Raw genomic sequence first — 17,266 nt, forward strand, 5'->3', positions numbered from 1 at the left:
AAGGAAGGGCAGGTTACTCACGTGTTACTCACCCGTTCGCCACTAATCCCCGGYGCAAGCACCGGATCATCGTTCGACTTGCATGTGTTAAGCACGCCGCCAGCGTTCATCCTGAGCCAGGATCAAACTCTCCGTTGAAGTAAAACAGACACAGCACGCACCCCCGGGAAAACGGGAGAAACACGCTGCACAAAATTTGAAACCAGCTGTAAAAACCAGACCACACCACGGGGTGGCATGATCCAGTCAATTCAACCAATCCATTACAATAAATTGGTATCAACAAACTTGGCACACTATTGAGTTCTCAAACAACAGACACATTCGAATATTTACCGAAACAATTCATTTTCATGAATTCTTATTTCGTTTTTCTTCGCTGCGATGTTTATAGCTTATTTCATTCATTTCCACTTTGCAAACTCGCGATTTTCATCGGAATTTCACTTTGTGGAGCGAATCCGCCCAGCAGAATTGAAGCAATTTCCATTATGTGCGCCTAGCGCATGGAGAATTGCTTCTCATTTGTGGGGGTTTGTCACCACTCAACGGCGGCGACTCAGAAAACAATACACGCTCCCCCTCGGCCGTGCAAATCGGCCGGGGAGGAGCGTGCAGGCTGCGTAATGAACGTTGATCAGGACGCGGCGACTTCCACCGTGGCCAGGTTCTTCTTGCCCCGCCGCAGGAGCAGGTAACGCCCGTGGAGCAACTCGCTGGCGGCAATAACGGCGTCGGGATCGGACACCTTCGCATTGTTGACGTAGGCCCCGCCCTCCCCCACTGTGCGGCGTGCGGCGGATTTGCTCTCCGAAAGACCGGAAGCGACCAGCAGCTCGATGATGCCCAGGGCGCCGGCGTCGACCGTGGCGGAGGGCAACTCGGAAGTTGCCGCTTTCAACGTCGCCTCGTCCAGTGCGGAGAGATCGCCGTTGCCGAACACTGCGGCCGAGGCTGCGATGACCTTTTCCGTGGCGTCCACACCGTGGACGAGCGAGGTTACCTCATAGGCCAGTTTCCGCTGGCCTTCGCGGGCGAACGGCCGCTCGGCGACCGCGAGCTCCAGCGCCTCGATCTCGGCGCGGCTCAGGAAGGTGAACACCTTGAGGCGGTCCGCTACATCCGCGTCCGCCGTATTGAGCCAGAACTGGTAGAAGGCGTACGGGCTGCACATGGCCGGATCCAGCCAGATGGCATTGCCCTCACTCTTGCCGAACTTGGTGCCGTCAGAGTTGGTGATGAGCGGCGTTCCCAGGGCGTGGACGTGCTTGCCCTCGACCTTGCGGATCAGCTCGGTACCGCTGGTGAGGTTGCCCCACTGATCCGAGCCGCCGGTCTGCAGCATGCAACCGTGGTCGCGGAACAGCTGCAGGTAGTCCATGCCCTGCAGGATCTGGTAGCTGAACTCCGTGTAGCTGATGCCTTCCTCGGAACCGAGGCGGGATGCCACGGCGTCCTTGCGGAGCATGGTGCCGACGCGGTAGTGCTTGCCGATCTCGCGGAGGAAGTCGATGGCGCTCAGGGGCGCCGTCCAATCCAGGTTGTTGACCATCCGGGCGGCGTTGTCGCCCTCGAAGCTGAGGAAGCGCCGGACCTGGGCCTGCAGGTAGCCCACCCATTCGGACACGGTGTCCTTGGTGTTCAGGGTGCGTTCCGCCGTCGGACGCGGATCACCGATAAGGCCTGTGGACCCGCCCACCAGCCCGAGGGGCTTGTGGCCGGCCAGCTGGAGCCGGCGCATGACCAACAGCTGGACAAGGTTACCCAGGTGCAGGCTCGGCGCGGTCGGGTCGAAGCCGCAGTAATACGTCACGGGATCGCCGGCGAGGAGCTTTTCGAGCTCTGCCTCATCCGTGGAGACGTGGACAAGGCCGCGCCATTTCAACTCCTGCCAGATATTGGCAAAGCTGGGGTCGTTCTGCTGGGCATCGAGAATATTTAGCTGGGACACGGAATCTAAGTTAGCAGGATCGACGGACCGGCATCGCAGGTGACTCCCGGCCCGGGACGGGCAAGCCGGACCGCGCTACTCCTCGATGCCGGCCGGGACGCCGGAGGCGGCGATGAGCCTCAGGCGCTGCGTGGGCCGGGTCATGGCCACGTACAGGTCCCCCACCCGGCCGTGCTCGTGGTTGAGCATGTCCGTCGGTTCCAGGACCACGACGCCGTCGAACTCCAGTCCCTTGGCCTCGCGGGGACTGATCACCACGATGTCCTGCGCGTAACTTCCCGCTCCGGTCCCGACACGGTGGCCGTACACGGCCCGCAGTGCCGCGCTGGCTTCGGGGAGGAGCTCGCCGTCGGCGATGACGGCCAGCAGGCCGCCCTCGATAGCGGCCAGTTCCTCCGGGAGCACCTCAACGAGCTTCTTGACGATCTGGCCGGCGCCGACACGGTCGATGACCGGGGACCAGTGTCCTTCCCTGACGGCCTTGGGCGCGGAAACCACCAGGCCGGCCGCGGTAGCCATGCGGGCCGCGGCCTCGGCGATCTGGGACGGGGTGCGGTAGTTGACGGTCAGTTCCTCGAGCTGCCAGCGGTCGCCAAACATAGGGCCCAGTGCGCTGTGCCAGGAGTTGGCGCCGGCGACGGAACTGGTCTGGGCGATGTCGCCCACGATCGTGAACGACTTCAGCGGGCAGCGCCGGACCAGGAGCCGCCACTGCATGGGCGACAACTCCTGGGCCTCGTCCACGACGATGTGCCCGAAGGCCCAGCTGCGGTCCGTGGTGGCACGCTCTGCAGCGGTCAGCCGCGTCTCGCGCTCCTGGTTCTGGTCCACAAGGTCTTCGGCCGTGACGAGGACGTCCACTCCGGCGGTTTCCATGTTGACCAGGGTCTGCTTGGCGTTGGCGAGGTCGCGGGCACGGTCCTGTTCCTGCTGCGCCAGTCCGCGTCCGGCGGCGGCATCGAGCTCGCCGAGCAATTCGGCGGCCTCGTCGAGCAGCGGAACGTCGGACTCGGTCCACGGCGAATCCGCGGGGCGGAGCAGCAACGCCCGCTCCTCCGGGCTGAGGTTCGGGGTGCATGCCTCGAGGATGGCCGGCTTGCTCAGCAGCTCCCCCACGAGCTTCTCCGGGGTCATCGGCATCCAGCACAGGTTCAGGGCGATCCGGACATCCCGGGCGGAGCGGACGTCCTCGGCCAGGTAGGAGCGGTCGGCGTTGTTGCCGATGTTGCCGGCCTCCACCAGCTCCGTCATCTGCTCGGTCAGCTCGCGGAGCAGGATCTTGACGAAGGAGACGCGGGCCTCGTTGTGCGGTTTACCCGTGGCGCGCGCCCGTTCCTTGGCGCGTCGGACCTGCCGCGGGGTGAGGACCAGCTTGCGGCCATCGACCTCGAGGATTCTGTTTCCGGCCGGAATGCGCTGCCGGTTGGCCACGGCGTTGGCGACCACCTCGGCCATGTCCAGCCGGCCCTTGATGGCCGCCACGGCGGAGTCCTGCTCGGCGACGGCGGTGATGCCCGGCATGAGCCGGCCCAGGCTCGCCATGACGACGCCGGTCTCGCCGAGCGAGGGCAGCACGCGCTCGATGTACTTCATGAAGGACGACGTCGGTCCCACCAGCAGGACGCCGGCGCTCTTGAGTCTGTCCCGGTGGGTGTAGAGCAGGTACGCGGCGCGGTGCAGCGCGACGGCGGTCTTGCCGGTGCCGGGACCGCCCTGGACCACGAGGGCACCGGAGATGGAGGAACGGATGATCCGGTCCTGCTCGGACTGGATGGTGCCGACGATGTCTGACATCCGGCCGGTCCGCTTGGAGTTCAGGGCAGCCAGCAGGGCGCCTTCGCCCTGGAGCGAATCGTTGTCGGCGAGCATGTCGGCGTCGAGGACGTCATCCTCGATCGCCTTGACCTCGCGGCCCTGCAGGATCAGGTGACGGCGACGGCGAACGCCTTGGCGGTCGAACGCCGTGGCCTGATAGAAGTGGCCGGCCTCGGGCGCCCGCCAGTCCACCATGAGCCGTTGCAGGTCCTCGGTGGTCAGGCCGATGCGGCCGATGTACTGGGCCTCGCCGGAATCCAGGTCCAGGCGGCCGAATACCAGCCGGTCGTCGACGGCATCCAGCTGGGCTAGGCGGTCCTCGTAGAGGGCCGCGAAGGCATCGCGTTCGGAAACGTTCTGCATGGTGCCCACGGCACCGGCACGGCGCACCTGGGCCAGCTGGGTGCGCTTCTCTGCCCGCAACTCATCGAGCCGGGCGTAAAGTCCGGCCACATAGTCGCGTTCATGGGCCAAATCAGCGTCGTGCATCGAACGTTCCCCTATCGAAAAAGACGGACCCACCATTCTACAGCCATTTCGACGGACATAGCGGTTGTATGTCCCCGAACAGTGCCGAGGCAGTCTTCGTCAGGGAATTCTACCGATACGCCACGGATGGTCCAGCCACCGCGCGCCCGTTAGATCCTCAGCAGGGAGCGGACGTTGTGGCCGGTCAGGGCCGAGCGCCCGGCCAGTTCGTCGAGTTCCATGACCACGCCGACGCCGGCCACGTGGATCCCGCACCGCTCGAACAGCCGCGCCGCGGCGCCGAGCGTACCGCCGGTGGCGAGCACGTCGTCGAGGATCAGCACCCGGCTCCCCGGCGCCAGATCCGTGGTGTGCAGCTCGAGGGTGGCGGTGCCGTACTCCAGGGCGTAGTCCTCGGAGAACACTTCGCGCGGCAGCTTGCCGGCCTTGCGGACGGTGATGACTCCGGTCCCGGTGGCGTAAGCTGCGGCCGCCGCGAGCAGGAAGCCGCGGGCTTCCACTCCGGCGACGGCGTCGAACTGGCCCTGGAAAGGGCCCACCAGGGCATCGACGACGGCTCCGAAGGCGTTGCCGTCGGCGAACACCGGGGTGAGGTCCTTGAAGCTGATTCCGGGTTTGGGATAGTCCGGGATGGTGGCGCACAGGCTCTCGATCAGCTCATCCACGGGCAGTGCTGTCTTGGTCTGGTTCAGCTGGCTTTGATTCACCCATCTACCTTACTGGCTGGTAGCAAACCAGCCCGGCGGCCCTCCTCCGCGGGCAACCTCGCGGCCACCCAATGTTCATTTCGGCGGCGCCTGATTCGACGGTCCCGTCCACCCGGCCGGTGATTGAATGCTCCAATGCGACACGACATCGTCCTTTCCGGCCATGGGGTCCGCCTGGTTCCGTTGGCCCCGCACCACGCGGCAGGCCTCTTTGATTTCGTGGATTCCGGCATGTGGGCAGGCATGGCGGCCCCGATGCCGGGGACGACCGGCGAACTGGCTGGCCTCTTCGAGTCACGGCTGGAGGATCCCGCCACGATTCCGTTTGCCGTGACGGACGGGCGCACCGGCGCCCTGCTGGGCACCACGTCCCTCCGCGACTACGTGCCGGCCCAGCAGCGCCTGGAAATCGGCGGAACCTTCTATGGAAGGCAGTTCTGGGGCAGCCACGTCAACCCGGCGAGCAAGCACATGCTCCTTGCCTACGCCTATGAAGTACTGGCAGTCCACCGGGTGGCGTTCCGCTGCGACGCCCGCAACACCCGGAGCGCGACGGCGATCGAACGGCTCGGCGCCCATTTTGAGGGGATCCTCCGCGGCCACCGCGCGGCACCCGGCGGGGGCAGGGCAGATACCGCTGTGTACTCGATCCTCGCCCAGGAGTGGCCCCAAGTGCGCGAGGACCTTCGGCGGCGTCTCTCCCCGTTCGCCGTCGGCGCCGACTACGGGCTCAGCAGCCTCGCCGCGTCCTAGGAATTCCTACGTTCCGGCGGCTGGCGGCACGGGTTCGTCCGGTTCGGGCGGGCGCAGGAGGTCATTCGCAAGCCCGTAGGCGACGACGTCCAGCGCTATTCGCAGGGCCCGCTCGGCGTCGAACCGCCCGGCTGCCACGCTGCTCAGCCGGGCGTAGTCTTCGGCCCACCCGGACCGGCGAAACCTGTCGGCGTCGCCATGGAGGAGCCGGCCATAGAGGACGTCCTCGAACAAGTCGTGGTCGTTCGCGGCGATTTCGGCCATCCGTGCCTCGCGGTCCCGGATCATCTCGTTCGTGAACAACCTGCCTGCTTCTGCCGTCCCCTCGGTAATGCGGGAGTCCGCAGAGTAGTTGCACATGCGCAGGGCCCGCACCACGAGCTTGAGCGAGACGTGCTCATCCGGGACGACGAACTTTCGCAGCAAGGCTGCACGGAAGAGCTCAAGCCAGTGTCGGCGCTCTGCCTCGGCCGAGTCGGCCGCGGCCGGCGCCAGATCGGGTGTGAACAGCTCAACCATGCCGAAGTACTCGGTGGCCAGCTGCGCGAAGATCTGGAGCCGTTCCAGCTCGCTGCCCGGTTTTCCGCGTTTGCCCTCGCCCATAGTGCTCCATCCTCCCTGAGCGCCGACGCTGCGCATCAAGGTACGTGCCCGGCTACCCGCCCCGGGCGTTTGGGGCCTTTACTGTTCTTGCCGGCTTTGCCGGCTTGTAGCGGGAGACGGTGGGGTCGCCGGTGAGCCAGAACCGCCAGGGGTAGTCATGGCTGCCGCCGGCGCCGGAGACGCCAACCCGGGGGCCGGAGCTGATGCCGGCGACCCCGTCCGGCCGATTCACGGGCGGTTCCAGCCTGAACGGCGGCGCCAGGGCATCCCGCCCGCTGTCCGCCGTCGTGACGCCCAGCGCTGTGGCTAGCCGGGCGGGCCCGCTGGCGAGGTCGTTGTCCGATTTCGACGTCGGACGCCTGGCCCTGGCCAGTTCATGTCCCGCAACCACTTCGCCGGCCCGCAGCAGCAGCGCCGACGCCACCCCTTCAGGCCCGCAGACGATATTGGCGCAATGGTGCATCCCGTAGGTGAAATACACGTAGAGGTGGCCCGCCGGGCCAAACATCGGCGCGTTGCGGGCCGTCTGGCCGCGGAAGGTGTGGGACCCGGGATCAGGGTGGCGCGAATCATGCGGTCCCAGGTACGCCTCCACCTCGGTGATCCGCACAGAGACGGAGCCTTCCCGCCCGTCGTGCGTCAATATGGCGCCGAGCAGGAGCGGCGCAACGTGCCGGGCGTCGGCCGAGAGCATCGCCCGGAGCGAAGCGTGCGTGCCGGGCTCTGTGCCGGGCCGCGTGCCGGGCTCTGTCATGTTCAGACTTTAACAAATGCCGCCGCAAGCCCCCACGGCCGTGTCCGAATTCCGCTAGCAGGCGATCCGGGAAGCTGGCAGGATGGGGTCATGGACTTTTGGCAACGCTACCGGGCAATCGACGCCCGGGACACCCGATTCGACGGGCAGTTCTACACAGCCGTCCGGACCACCGGGATCTACTGCCGGCCCTCGTGTCCTGCCCGGACACCCAAAGCGGACAACGTCACGTTCTATGAGACGTCAGCCGCCGCGCACGAGGCCGGCTACCGGGCGTGTAAGCGTTGCCTGCCGGAGGCTGTGCCCGGCACCCCGGCCTGGAACGTGCGCTCGGATATCGCCGGGCGCGCCATGCGGCTCATCAATGATGGCGTGATCAACCGCGACGGCGTCGAAGGGCTGGCGGCCCGGCTCGGCTATTCCTCGCGCCAGCTCAACCGGATCCTCAGCCACGAACTCGGCGCCGGACCCCTGTCCCTGGCGCGGGCAAGCCGGGCCCAGACCGCCCGCACCCTGCTGGTCTCCACCGCCATGAAAGTCTCGGACATCGCCTTCGCCGCGGGATTCAGCAGCGTGCGCCAGTTCAACGAGACCATCGGCGAGGTCTTCGCCATGACGCCCTCTGCGCTGCGGGCCACGGCCCGGCACCACCGCGCCCCCGCAGCCACCACGGCGCTCACGCTCAATCTTCCGTACCGGGAACCGTTCGATCCCGGTGTCTTCGACTTCCTCGCCGTCCGCGCTATCCCCGGGATCGAGGAAGGCACCTCCCACTCCTACGCCCGGACCCTGCGGCTGACCCACGGCGATGCCCGTTTCCGGGTGGATTACGACGCCGGCGCTCCCGGGCGCCCGCTCGTGCTGACCATCGGCGCCGTCGACCTCCGGGACCTTGCCGCCCTGTTGAGCAGGGTCCGCCGCCTGCTGGACCTCGACGCCGATCCCGTCGCCATAGATGCCGCCCTCGCCGCCGATCCCCGCCTAGCCGCCACGGTGGCGGTCACGCCGGGGATGCGGATGCCCGGCGCCGTTGATCCGCAGGAACTGCTGATCCGGGCCATGATCGGCCAGCAGATCACGGTGGCTGCTGCGCGGACCGCCCTGGTCCAGCTTTCGGCGGCCGGGAGCGAGAGCCTGGTGCCCGCCGACGGCCTGCACCGGCTGTTCCCGACGGCCGCCCAGATTGCCGAGTCCGGCTTCGAACTGCTCCGCGGCCCGCAGCGGCGGATCGACTCCGTTCGCGGCGCGGCGGCAGCCATGGCCTCCGGGGACCTTGATTTCGGCTACGGCGATGATGTGCACGGGCTCGAGGCCAAGCTCCTGCCGCTTTCCGGCGTCGGGCCGTGGACCGTCGGATACGTCGCGATGCGCGTCATCGGAGCACCGGATGTGTTCCTTGCCAACGACGCGGCCGTCCGGAACGGCATCCGGTCCCTCGCCCCGGCCCCCGGCGCCGCGCTGAGCCCTGATTTCCGCGAGGTCAGCCCGTGGCGCTCCTACGCCACCATGCACCTGTGGCGCGCGGCAGCGGCCGCCCAGGCCGCGGCACGCAAGCCGCCACGGGCGACACAACAAGCACCAACATCGGCGACACAGCAGACACCGCAGACACCGCAGACACCGACACAAACTTCCGCGCAGACTCCGAAGAAAGCGAAACCATGAAAGCCCAGCTGTTGACCATGTCCACCCCGGACGGCCCATTCACCATCATTGCCCGTGACGGCGTCGTCCTGTCATCGGGCTGGACCGCCATCCCCGGCGAACTGACCGGGCAGATCCACGCCGACCTGCTGCCCGGCGAATTCGAGACCGTCACCGGGATGGGCGCCATCTCCGAGGCCGTCGAGTCGTTCTACGCAGGGAATCCGGAGCCCGCCATGGCCGTGCCGGTGCTGCAGAAGTCCGGACCCTTCCGCAGCCACGCCTGGGACGTGCTGCGGACGGTCGCTCCGGGGCACCCCGTGACCTACTCGGAGTACGCGGAATTGTCCGGCAACCCCAAGGCCGTCCGCGCGGCAGCCAGTGCCTGCGCCTTCAACGCGGCGGCCTTGTTCGTTCCTTGCCACCGTGTGGTCCGCACCGACGGGACCCTGGGCGGCTTCCGCTGGGGACTCGCCGTCAAGGGCAGCCTGCTGGACCGGGAACGCGAACTCGCCCTCGCCACGGCACGGCCATAGGACGAAGGATAAGACCTGCGCGGTTTGGCCTGGCAGTCCGCCACGGCTGGGATCCTCAGTTGTTGATGGGCACGCCGGATGGCCAGGGCAGCAGCTCCGGAAGGTCGACGCCGTCGGCCGCGGCGGTGGCGCGCAGGCTGCCAAGGGTAGGCGTGCGGCCGGCGAGCCACGCGGCAATATCCGTCAGCATTCCGTTGATCACCGTCGAATGTCCACCGCTGCCAATGGCCACCGCCGGCAGGCCGAGCGGCTGCAGGACAAAGCGCTGCCCCTCGGGCACCCGGGCGGAGAGGAACTCGAAGAGGTGCCCGCAGAACGGCCGGCTCCAGGTTTCCGGGCCGTGGCCGGTGCCGAGATCCGCCGCGTGGATGACGAGTTCGCGCCAGAGGGCCAAGCCGCCGTCGAACACGACTCCCCCGCGGTAGGTGATGGACTCGCGCCAGCCGGCCGCGTCGAGGGCGTCGAAGGCGCCCAGGGCCCTGCCCAGCGCGGAGTCGAGGTCGGCGCGGTGCTCGGCGAGGCTGTGGCCGGCCGCCATGTCGATGGCGCGGTTCCGCCCCTCGAAGCCGCCGTCGTAGAGTTCCACGGCTTCACCGCGGGCCGCGTATTCGAGCTGGCGGGCCATTGCGTTGGCGATTCCGCAGATGTGGGCCAGCACGTGCCCGCGGCTCCAGCCGGGCAGTTCGGACGGCGCCTTGATGTCCTGTTCGGTCAGTTTCGCGGTGATTCCGGCCACGACGTCGGCGGCGCGGTGCAGTTCTGCCCGAAGGTTCTCTGGTGTGATGGAGGTCATGCCGCCCATCCTAACGGAGCCACCCAATTAACCCGGACTAACTGAACGGAACGTGGTCAGCGGGCGCGTAGCGGTGCCGGATGTGCCTGCGGTCGTGCCGTGCCTGCCAGAATTCGATCTCCCGGGGGCGGAGGGCGTAGAGCTGCCAGTCTGTGTTTTCATTGTCGCTGCCGTCCGCGCCGGGCCGTGCCTGCCAGTCCGCGGCCGAGGCCTCGGCGGAGAGCTCCACGACGTCCCCGGCCACCCGCACTTGGCGGCCCTGCTGCTGCCAGAAGAAGTTCAGGGCCGCGTGTGGGTTGGCCGCGAGTTCCTTGCCCTTGCGGGATTCCCGGGAGGTGGCGAAGTGCCAGCCGTCGGCGTCGATGTCCTTGAGGATCAGCATCCGCGACGACGGCCGGCCCTGCCCATCCGCCGTGGCCAGGCTGCACGCGTTCGGCTGCGGCACCCCGGCAGCCAGGGCTTCGCCGAGCCACAGCCGGAACAGCTCGGCAGGGTCCGCGGGCGCGCCCGCCGGATCGAAGTCCGGGAGCACCTCCGGGAAATCTGGCAGGGCCCGCAGCATTTTCCGGAAAGATTCGCTCATGCACCCACCTTAAACGCCGCGAGTTGGCATTTCACGGCAGTGTCATTAGACAACATTGCCGCGAAATGCCAACTCGCGTGGGGTGTAGGCGCCTCGGTGCGAACTAGCCCGCGTACTCCCGCACGCCGGCGAGTTCGCCCTCGAGGGCCAGCAGCTGGCGTTCGACGGCGGCCGGCGCGGTACCGCCCTGGGAGTTCCGGCTGTTGAGCGACCCCTCGGTGGACAGGACCGTGCGGACCTCCGGCGTCAGGTGCCCGGAGATGGCCGCGTATTCCTGGTCTGTGAGGTCCCAGAGCTCGACGCCGCGGCTTTCGGCCTGCTTCACCGCGGCACCGGAGAGCTCGTGCGCCTCGCGGAAGGGAACGCCTTGCCGGACCAGCCATTCGGCGATGTCCGTGGCCAGCGCGAAGCCCTGGGGTGCCAGGGATTCCATCCGTTCGGTGTTGAACGTCAGCGTCGCGATCATGCCGGAGACTGCCGGGAGCAGGACCTCCAGGGTGTCGGCGGCGTCGAAGACCGGTTCCTTGTCCTCCTGCAGGTCGCGGTTGTACGCGAGCGGCAGGCCCTTCAGGGTGGCCAGAAGCCCGGTCAAGTTGCCGATCAGCCGGCCGGCCTTGCCACGCGCGAGCTCGGCCACGTCCGGGTTCTTCTTCTGCGGCATGATCGATGAGCCGGTGGAGTAGGAATCGTGCAGGGTGACGAAGGAGAATTCCTTCGTGGCCCACAGGATCACTTCCTCCGAGACCCGGGACAGGTCCACGCCGATCATGGCCGTGATCCAGGCGAACTCGGCGAAGACGTCGCGGGAGGCGGTGCCGTCGATCGAGTTGTGCGTCGCCGAGAAGAAGCCCAGGTCCGCCGCGACGGCCTCCGGGTCCAGGCCCAGCGAGGAACCCGCCAGGGCACCCGAGCCGTAGGGCGAAACGCCGGCGCGCTTGTCCCAGTCCTGAAGCCGCTGCACGTCGCGCAGCAGGGCCCAGGCGTGGGCCAGCAGGTGGTGGCTGAGCAGGACCGGCTGGGCGTGCTGGAGGTGCGTGCGGCCCGGCATGGCCACGCCCTGGTGGGCCTTGGCCTGGTCCACCAGCGCGTCGATCGTGGCGAGCACGCCGCGGGCGATGATCCGGGCGTGGTCACGCAGGAACATCCGGCCCAGCGTGGCCACCTGGTCGTTGCGGGAACGGCCGGCGCGGAGCTTACCGCCCAGCTGGGTGCCGGCGCGCTCGATCAGGCCGCGCTCCAGGGAACCGTGCACATCCTCATCCGACTCCGCCGGCAGGTAGGCGCCGGAGGCGACGTCCTGATCCAGCCGGCTCAGGGCGTCCAGCATGCCCTCGAGTTCGGCGTCATCCAGCAGCCCGGCCTTGTGCAGCACGCGGGCGTGCGCCTTGGACCCGGCGATGTCATAGCGGGCCAGCCGCCAATCAAAGTGCGTGGACTTGCTCAGCGCCGCGAGGGCGTCCGCGGGGCCGCCGGCGAACCGGCCACCCCACAGCGCGCCTTCATTGGTGGCGGACCTCTGCTCAGCCACGGGGGCTACTTTCCTGCGACGCGGATGTCGCGGCCGGAGGCAACCTTGGCGGACATGCCCCACAGCTCGATGAAGCCGCGCGCCATGGACTGGTCGAAGGTGTCGCCCGTGTCGTACGTGGCGAGGTCGAAGTCGTACAGCGAGGTTTCGGAGCGGCGTCCGTTGACGATCGCCTGGCCGCCGTGCAGCACCATGCGGATGTCGCCGGTGACGTAGCGCTGGGTGTCCTCAATGAAGGCGTCGAGGGAGCGCTTGAGCGGGGAGAACCACTGGCCGTCGTAGACCAGCTCGGCCCAGCGCTGGCCGACGGTCGCTTTGAAGCGGGCCTGCTCGCGCTCGATGGTGATGTCCTCGAGGTGCTTGTGGGCCGTGATGAGCGCCATGGCGCCGGGGGCTTCGTAGATTTCGCGGGACTTGATGCCTACGAGGCGGTCCTCGACGACGTCGATGCGGCCGACGCCCTGGGCGCCGGCGCGGCGGTTGAGTTCCTTGATGGCCTGCAGCGGGGTGACCTTGACGCCGTCGATCGCGACCGGCACGCCGGCCTCGAAGGAGATGGTGACCTCATCCGGTGCCGGCGGGAATTCCGGGGTGGCGGTGTAGTCGTAGATGTCCTTGGTGGGGGCGTTCCAGATGTCCTCGAGGTAGCCGGTTTCGACGGCGCGGCCCCAGACGTTCTGGTCGATCGAGTACGGGTTCTTCTTGGTGGTCTCGATCGGCAGACCCTTTTCCTCGGCGAAGGCGATGGCCTTGTCGCGGGTCAGGGCAAGGTCGCGGACCGGTGCGATGCACTTCAGGTCCGGGCCGAGGGTCTGGATGCCGACTTCGAAGCGGACCTGGTCGTTGCCCTTGCCGGTGCAGCCGTGGGCGACGGTGGTGGCGCCGAACTCGCGGGCTGCCTTGACCAGGTGCTTGACGATCACCGGGCGGGAGATGGCCGAGACCAGCGGGTAGTGGCCCTGGTAGAGGGCGTTAGCCTTCAGCGTGGGCACGCAGTACTCGTTGGCGAACTCGTCGGACGCGTCGGCCACGTAGGCTTCGACGGCGCCGCAGCCCAGCGCGCGCTGGCGGATGGTCTCCAGCGATTCGCCGCCCTGTCCGACGTCGACCGCCACGGCGATGACCTCGGCGCCGGTGGCTTCACCGATCCAGCCGATGGCTACGGAAGTATCCAGGCCACCGGAGTAGGCCAGAACAATACGCTCAGTCACGGAAATGCTCCTTAGTTGTTTAGTTTATTGGTGTCTGTTGCAAGCCTGTCACAAGCCGGGTGTGCCCGGTCCTGTGAACGGCCCATGGTGTGGCTTATTGGCCGGCTTCCTCGGCGAACTGCAGGAAGCGTGCGGCGATGTCCGCGCCGCCCAGGGGGTCCCGGGTGACGAGCAGGACGGTGTCGTCCCCCGCGATGGTGCCCAGGATCGAGGGCATCACGGAGTGGTCGATGGCGAGGGCCAGGAAGTTCGCGGCGCCCGGCGGGGTCCGCAGCACCACGAGGTTGGCGGAGGCCTCGGCGGTGACAAGCAGTTCCCCGCACAACCGGGTCAGCCGGGCGTCGAGGATTTCCTGTGTCACGCCGCTTTTGGCCGCCCGTTCGCCGCCCTCCCCCGGAACGGCGTAGACCAGCACGCCGTCCTTGCCGCGGACCCGGACGGCGCCGAGTTCCACCAGGTCGCGCGAGAGCGTGGCCTGGGTGACCTGGACGCCGTCGTCCGCGAGCAGCGCCGCGAGCTCGGCCTGGGAACGGACCGATTCGCCGGTCAGGATCGCCGTGATCCGCGCCTGCCGGGCTGTTTTGGTGGCCGGGCTGGCCCCCGGCGAGGCGGGCTGGACGGACATCAGGCCAAGCCGTCCACCGGTGCGGGCACGTCGACCGGCGCGAGCCCATTGACCGGCGCGAGCCCGTCAACAACAGCCAGGCCGGAGCGGTGCATGAGCCAGGCCATGAGCGCTTTCTGGGCGTGGAGCCGGTTTTCGGCCTCGTCCCAGACGATGGACTGCGGGCCGTCAATGACGTCCGCGGCGATCTCGTAGCCCCGGTAGGCCGGCAGGCAGTGGAGCACGACGGCGTCCGGCGCCGCGAGTTCCATCGCCGCGGCATCCACGGAATACGCGCGGAACAGCTTCATCCGCGCTTCCTTCTCCGCCTCCTGGCCCATGGACACCCAGGTGTCAGTGGCGACGACGTCGGCGCCCAGGAGGGCCTCGGCGGCGTCGACCGTGACGAGCACCGATCCCCCGGTTTCCGCGGCGCGGTCCTCGGCGGCGGCAACGATCTCCGCGGACGGCAGGTAGCCTTCGGGTCCGGCGATGCGGACGTTCATGCCTGCCGTGACGCCGGCCAGCAGGTAGGAGTTGGCCATGTTGTTGGCGGAGTCGCCCAGGTACGCCATGGTCAGGCCCTTGAGGCCTCCCTTGTGTTCCTTGACGGTCAGGAGATCGGCGAGCAGCTGGCACGGGTGGTAGTCGTCGCACAGGGCGTTGATGACCGGGACGCGCGAGTTCGCGGCCATGGCGACGAGCCCGGCGTGCGCGCCGGTGCGCCACACGATGGTGGAGACCATGCGTTCGAGCACCTTGGCGGTGTCCTCGACCGATTCCTTGTGCCCGATCTGTGCCTCGCCGGGGTTGATGATGAGCGCGTTGCCGCCCATGTCCGCGATGCCCGTGGCGAAGGAGACGCGGGTCCTGGTGGAGGTCTTGTCGAAGATGACGGCCACGGTCTGTCGGCCGTTGCCTTCCGCGGCGAAGGGCTGCACGCTGTAGGGCGCGGCCTTCATCCGGACGGCGAGCTCGAGCACCTCGGCCTGCTCGGCCGGGCTGAGGTCGGTGTCCTTGAGGAAGTGGCGGACGGGTCTTGTCGAAGTTTCAGGTGCGGTCACGGCGGCGGTCACTGGGCGTCCTTTGCGGTCTGGAGGAGGGCCGGCAGGGCGGCGAGGAAGCGGTCGGCCTGCTCGGTGGTCAGGATCAGCGGGGGCGCGAGCCGGATGGTGCGCGGGCCGGGGCTGTTGACGATGAACCCGGCGTCGAGGCCGGCGGTGACGACGGCGGGGGCGACGTCGGCGTCGAGGTCGAAACCGATCAGCAGTCCTTCGCCGCGGACCTCGGTCACACCGTCGATCCCGGCGAGGCCGGCGCGCAGGTGCTCCCCCACGCTCCGGACGTGTGCCAGGACGTCCTGGTTTTCGAGGACGTGCAGGGTGGCGAGGGCGGCCGCGGTGGCCACGGGGTTGCCGCCGAAGGTGGTGCCGTGCTGGCCTGCGGTCAGGAGCGCGGACGTTTCCGGGCCGAACGTCACGAGGGCTCCCACCGGGAAGCCGCCGCCCAGGCCTTTGGCGAGGGTCACGGCGTCGGGCACGATCCCGGCGTCCTCGCTGGCCAGCCACTTGCCGGTGCGGCCGATGCCGGTCTGGACCTCGTCGAGGATCAGCAGGGCGCCGGCCTCCGTGGTGGCCTCGCGGGCGGCCTGCAAGTAGCCTGCGGGCAGCGGCCGGACGCCGGCCTCGCCTTGGATGGGTTCGAGGAAGACGGCGGCGGTGGTGTCGTCCACGGCGGCGCGGAGGGCCTCGATGTCACCGAAGGGAACATGCACGACGCCGCCGGGCAGCGGCGCGAACGGGGCCCGGTAGGCTTCCTTCGCGGTGAGCGCGAGGGCGCCCATGGTGCGCCCGTGGAAGGCGCCCTCGAGCGCGATGATCTTGGTGCGCGGCTTCCCTGTGTCCTCCGCATCCGCGGCACCTGTGTTCCGGCGGGCCAGCTTGAACGCGGCCTCGACGGCCTCGGTGCCGGAGTTGGCGAAGAACACTTTGGAGCCGGCCGGCGCCTTGGACAGTTCCAGCAGCTTCTCGGCGAGGGCGATCTGGGTGGGGCTCGTGAAGAAGTTGGAGACGTGGCCCAGGGTGGCCAGCTGGCTGGAGATCACCGAGGTGACGAACGGGTGGGCGTGGCCGAGGGCGTTCACCGCGATCCCGCCGAGCAGGTCCAGGTACTCCTTGCCGTCGGCGTCCCACACGAGGCAGCCGGCGCCGCGGACCAAAACCCGCTGCGGGGTGCCGAAGACGCCGAGCAGGGAGGATGAGTAGCGGGAGAGCCACTGTGCGCCGGTGGCGCGCGAGTGAACCAGTTCCCCTACCGGGGAGTGCTCAAGGTCCGTGGAAGGTGCTGTTTCGATCTGGTTCATTTGCTTTCCTCGTCCGGGACCACCTGGGTGCCGATGCCGGCGGTCGTGAAGGTTTCCAGGAGCATCGAGTGCGGCAGGCGGCCGTCCACGATGTGGGCGCGCTCGACGCCGTCGTCAATCGCTTTCAGGCAGGCAGCCATCTTCGGGATCATGCCGGACTCAAGGCGCGGCAGCATCTCACGCAGCTCCGAGGCCGTCAGCGACGAGATCAGCGATGACCTGTCCGGCCAGTTGGCGTAGAGGCCTTCGACGTCGGTCAGGATGACCAGCTTGGAGGCGCCCAGGGCCGACGCGACCGCCGCCGCGGCCGTGTCCGCGTTGACATTGAGTACCTGCCCGGTGGTGGATCCGTCGGCGGCGATCTCCGGGGCAACGGTGGAGACCACCGGGATCCGGCCGGCCGCGAGGATGTCCACGATGCCTTCCGGGTTGACGCCCACCACTTCACCGACCAGGCCCAGGTCCACCTCTTCGCCGTCCACCACGGTGCCGGTGCGGACGGCGCGGAGCAGTCCGCCGTCCTCACCGGACATGCCGACGGCGTAGGGGCCGTGGGAGTTGATCAGGCCGACGAGTTCGCGCCCCACCTGGCCGGTGAGGACCATCCGGACCACGTCCATGGCCTCGGGCGTGGTGACGCGCAGCCCGCCCTTGAACTCGGATTCGATCCCGAGCCGGCCGAGCATGGAGTTGATCTGAGGGCCGCCGCCGTGCACCACCACGGGGTGGATCCCGACATGGTGCAGGAACACGACGTCCTCGGCGAAGGCGCGGCGGAGCTCGTCGTTGACCATCGCGTTGCCGCCGTACTTGATCACCATGGTGCTGCCGGCAAAGCGCTGGATCCAGGGCAGTGCCTCGATCAGCGTGGCGGCCTTGTCCCGGGCGTCGGACTGCGAGGTGGTCTCGCGGGTCTGGGTGTTCATGGGGTTC

Annotated in this window: 16 protein-coding genes and 1 rRNA gene; 3 read left to right on the plus strand and 14 right to left on the minus strand. The window is 68.1% G+C overall.

Annotated features, from left to right (window positions below; genetic code table 11):
• The 4 genes from AC1DDO_RS11680 to AC1DDO_RS11695 form a co-directional block, all read right to left on the minus strand.
• A 16S ribosomal RNA gene (locus AC1DDO_RS11680) occupies nucleotides 1–138 on the minus strand; the annotation flags it as partial.
• A gap of 499 nt (nucleotides 139–637) precedes the next feature.
• The gene (gene tyrS / locus AC1DDO_RS11685) at nucleotides 638–1,951 is read right to left on the minus strand and encodes a tyrosine--tRNA ligase (protein ID WP_476869279.1); all 1,314 of its coding nucleotides are present in this window, start codon (nucleotides 1,949–1,951) and stop codon (nucleotides 638–640) included.
• A 75-nt stretch (nucleotides 1,952–2,026) separates the two neighbouring features.
• Nucleotides 2,027–4,255, minus strand: coding sequence for a HelD family protein (locus tag AC1DDO_RS11690; RefSeq protein ID WP_476971851.1), 2,229 nt, complete (start codon nucleotides 4,253–4,255; stop codon nucleotides 2,027–2,029).
• A 149-nt stretch (nucleotides 4,256–4,404) separates the two neighbouring features.
• Nucleotides 4,405–4,962: an adenine phosphoribosyltransferase gene (locus AC1DDO_RS11695; protein ID WP_476869281.1), complete on the minus strand. Its 558-nt coding sequence runs from the start codon at nucleotides 4,960–4,962 to the stop codon at nucleotides 4,405–4,407.
• A 135-nt stretch (nucleotides 4,963–5,097) separates the two neighbouring features.
• Between AC1DDO_RS11695 and AC1DDO_RS11700 the strand changes: the two genes are divergently transcribed.
• On the plus strand, nucleotides 5,098–5,715 hold the full coding sequence (locus AC1DDO_RS11700; protein WP_476869282.1) for a GNAT family N-acetyltransferase: 618 nt from the start codon (nucleotides 5,098–5,100) through the stop codon (nucleotides 5,713–5,715).
• A gap of 6 nt (nucleotides 5,716–5,721) precedes the next feature.
• Here the strand turns inward: AC1DDO_RS11700 and AC1DDO_RS11705 are convergent, their stop codons facing one another.
• Nucleotides 5,722–6,318: a hypothetical protein gene (locus AC1DDO_RS11705; RefSeq protein WP_476869283.1), complete on the minus strand. Its 597-nt coding sequence runs from the start codon at nucleotides 6,316–6,318 to the stop codon at nucleotides 5,722–5,724.
• A 52-nt stretch (nucleotides 6,319–6,370) separates the two neighbouring features.
• On the minus strand, nucleotides 6,371–7,072 hold the full coding sequence (locus AC1DDO_RS11710; RefSeq protein ID WP_476869284.1) for a DNA-3-methyladenine glycosylase: 702 nt from the start codon (nucleotides 7,070–7,072) through the stop codon (nucleotides 6,371–6,373).
• Between the two features lie 90 nt (nucleotides 7,073–7,162).
• Here AC1DDO_RS11710 and AC1DDO_RS11715 point away from each other — a divergent pair, with 90 nt between their 5' ends.
• Together AC1DDO_RS11715 and AC1DDO_RS11720 are read left to right on the plus strand one after the other, a co-directional pair.
• Nucleotides 7,163–8,737: an AlkA N-terminal domain-containing protein gene (locus tag AC1DDO_RS11715; RefSeq protein ID WP_476869285.1), complete on the plus strand. Its 1,575-nt coding sequence runs from the start codon at nucleotides 7,163–7,165 to the stop codon at nucleotides 8,735–8,737.
• A complete protein-coding gene (locus AC1DDO_RS11720) occupies nucleotides 8,734–9,252 on the plus strand; it encodes a methylated-DNA--[protein]-cysteine S-methyltransferase (RefSeq protein ID WP_476971852.1) in 519 nt (172 codons plus the stop codon). Before AC1DDO_RS11715 ends, AC1DDO_RS11720 begins: the two co-directional genes overlap by 4 nt.
• Nucleotides 9,253–9,307: 55 nt before the next feature.
• Here AC1DDO_RS11720 and AC1DDO_RS11725 read toward each other — a convergent pair whose 3' ends face one another.
• The 8 genes from AC1DDO_RS11725 to argB all read right to left on the minus strand — a co-directional run bounded on the left by AC1DDO_RS11725 (nucleotide 9,308) and on the right by argB (nucleotide 17,259).
• Entirely contained in the window at nucleotides 9,308–10,045 is a 738-nt protein-coding gene (locus tag AC1DDO_RS11725) for a maleylpyruvate isomerase family mycothiol-dependent enzyme (protein WP_476869287.1), read from the minus strand.
• 37 nt (nucleotides 10,046–10,082) lie between these two features.
• Nucleotides 10,083–10,628, minus strand: a complete 546-nt coding sequence (locus AC1DDO_RS11730) for a pyridoxine/pyridoxamine 5'-phosphate oxidase (protein ID WP_476869288.1) — start codon at nucleotides 10,626–10,628, stop codon at nucleotides 10,083–10,085.
• 103 nt (nucleotides 10,629–10,731) lie between these two features.
• The gene (gene argH, locus AC1DDO_RS11735; RefSeq protein ID WP_476971853.1) at nucleotides 10,732–12,156 is read right to left on the minus strand and encodes an argininosuccinate lyase; all 1,425 of its coding nucleotides are present in this window, start codon (nucleotides 12,154–12,156) and stop codon (nucleotides 10,732–10,734) included.
• Nucleotides 12,157–12,161: 5 nt separating this feature from the next.
• Complete coding sequence (locus AC1DDO_RS11740; RefSeq protein ID WP_091557836.1) at nucleotides 12,162–13,367, minus strand: argininosuccinate synthase; 1,206 nt, start codon at nucleotides 13,365–13,367, stop codon at nucleotides 12,162–12,164.
• A 94-nt stretch (nucleotides 13,368–13,461) separates the two neighbouring features.
• The gene (locus AC1DDO_RS11745) at nucleotides 13,462–13,992 is read right to left on the minus strand and encodes an arginine repressor (protein ID WP_079551248.1); all 531 of its coding nucleotides are present in this window, start codon (nucleotides 13,990–13,992) and stop codon (nucleotides 13,462–13,464) included.
• Entirely contained in the window at nucleotides 13,992–15,047 is a 1,056-nt protein-coding gene (gene argF, locus AC1DDO_RS11750; protein WP_476971854.1) for an ornithine carbamoyltransferase, read from the minus strand. The genes AC1DDO_RS11745 and argF overlap by 1 nt, the downstream gene beginning before the upstream one ends.
• On the minus strand, nucleotides 15,044–16,333 hold the full coding sequence (locus AC1DDO_RS11755; RefSeq protein WP_476869291.1) for an acetylornithine transaminase: 1,290 nt from the start codon (nucleotides 16,331–16,333) through the stop codon (nucleotides 15,044–15,046). Before AC1DDO_RS11755 ends, argF begins: the two co-directional genes overlap by 4 nt.
• The gene (gene argB, locus AC1DDO_RS11760) at nucleotides 16,330–17,259 is read right to left on the minus strand and encodes an acetylglutamate kinase (protein WP_476971855.1); all 930 of its coding nucleotides are present in this window, start codon (nucleotides 17,257–17,259) and stop codon (nucleotides 16,330–16,332) included. Before argB ends, AC1DDO_RS11755 begins: the two co-directional genes overlap by 4 nt.
• Between the last annotated feature and the right edge of the window lie 7 nt (nucleotides 17,260–17,266).

This window comes from Arthrobacter sp. 10N43 (assembly GCF_056394525.1).

What these genes read in the sequence shown, in the direction of transcription:
- AC1DDO_RS11715 (WP_476869285.1), top strand. Translation starts at nt 7,163, where the DNA reads ATGGACTTTTGGCAACGCTACCGGGCAATCGACGCCCGGGACACCCGA.
- AC1DDO_RS11755 (WP_476869291.1), bottom strand. Translation starts at nt 16,333, where the DNA reads ATGAACCAGATCGAAACAGCACCTTCCACGGACCTTGAGCACTCCCCG.
- AC1DDO_RS11710 (WP_476869284.1), bottom strand. Translation starts at nt 7,072, where the DNA reads ATGACAGAGCCCGGCACGCGGCCCGGCACAGAGCCCGGCACGCACGCT.
- AC1DDO_RS11705 (WP_476869283.1), bottom strand. Translation starts at nt 6,318, where the DNA reads ATGGGCGAGGGCAAACGCGGAAAACCGGGCAGCGAGCTGGAACGGCTC.
- AC1DDO_RS11745 (WP_079551248.1), bottom strand. Translation starts at nt 13,992, where the DNA reads ATGTCCGTCCAGCCCGCCTCGCCGGGGGCCAGCCCGGCCACCAAAACA.
- AC1DDO_RS11700 (WP_476869282.1), top strand. Translation starts at nt 5,098, where the DNA reads ATGCGACACGACATCGTCCTTTCCGGCCATGGGGTCCGCCTGGTTCCG.
- AC1DDO_RS11725 (WP_476869287.1), bottom strand. Translation starts at nt 10,045, where the DNA reads ATGACCTCCATCACACCAGAGAACCTTCGGGCAGAACTGCACCGCGCC.
- AC1DDO_RS11720 (WP_476971852.1), top strand. Translation starts at nt 8,734, where the DNA reads ATGAAAGCCCAGCTGTTGACCATGTCCACCCCGGACGGCCCATTCACC.
- AC1DDO_RS11730 (WP_476869288.1), bottom strand. Translation starts at nt 10,628, where the DNA reads ATGAGCGAATCTTTCCGGAAAATGCTGCGGGCCCTGCCAGATTTCCCG.
- argB (WP_476971855.1), bottom strand. Translation starts at nt 17,259, where the DNA reads ATGAACACCCAGACCCGCGAGACCACCTCGCAGTCCGACGCCCGGGAC.
- AC1DDO_RS11690 (WP_476971851.1), bottom strand. Translation starts at nt 4,255, where the DNA reads ATGCACGACGCTGATTTGGCCCATGAACGCGACTATGTGGCCGGACTT.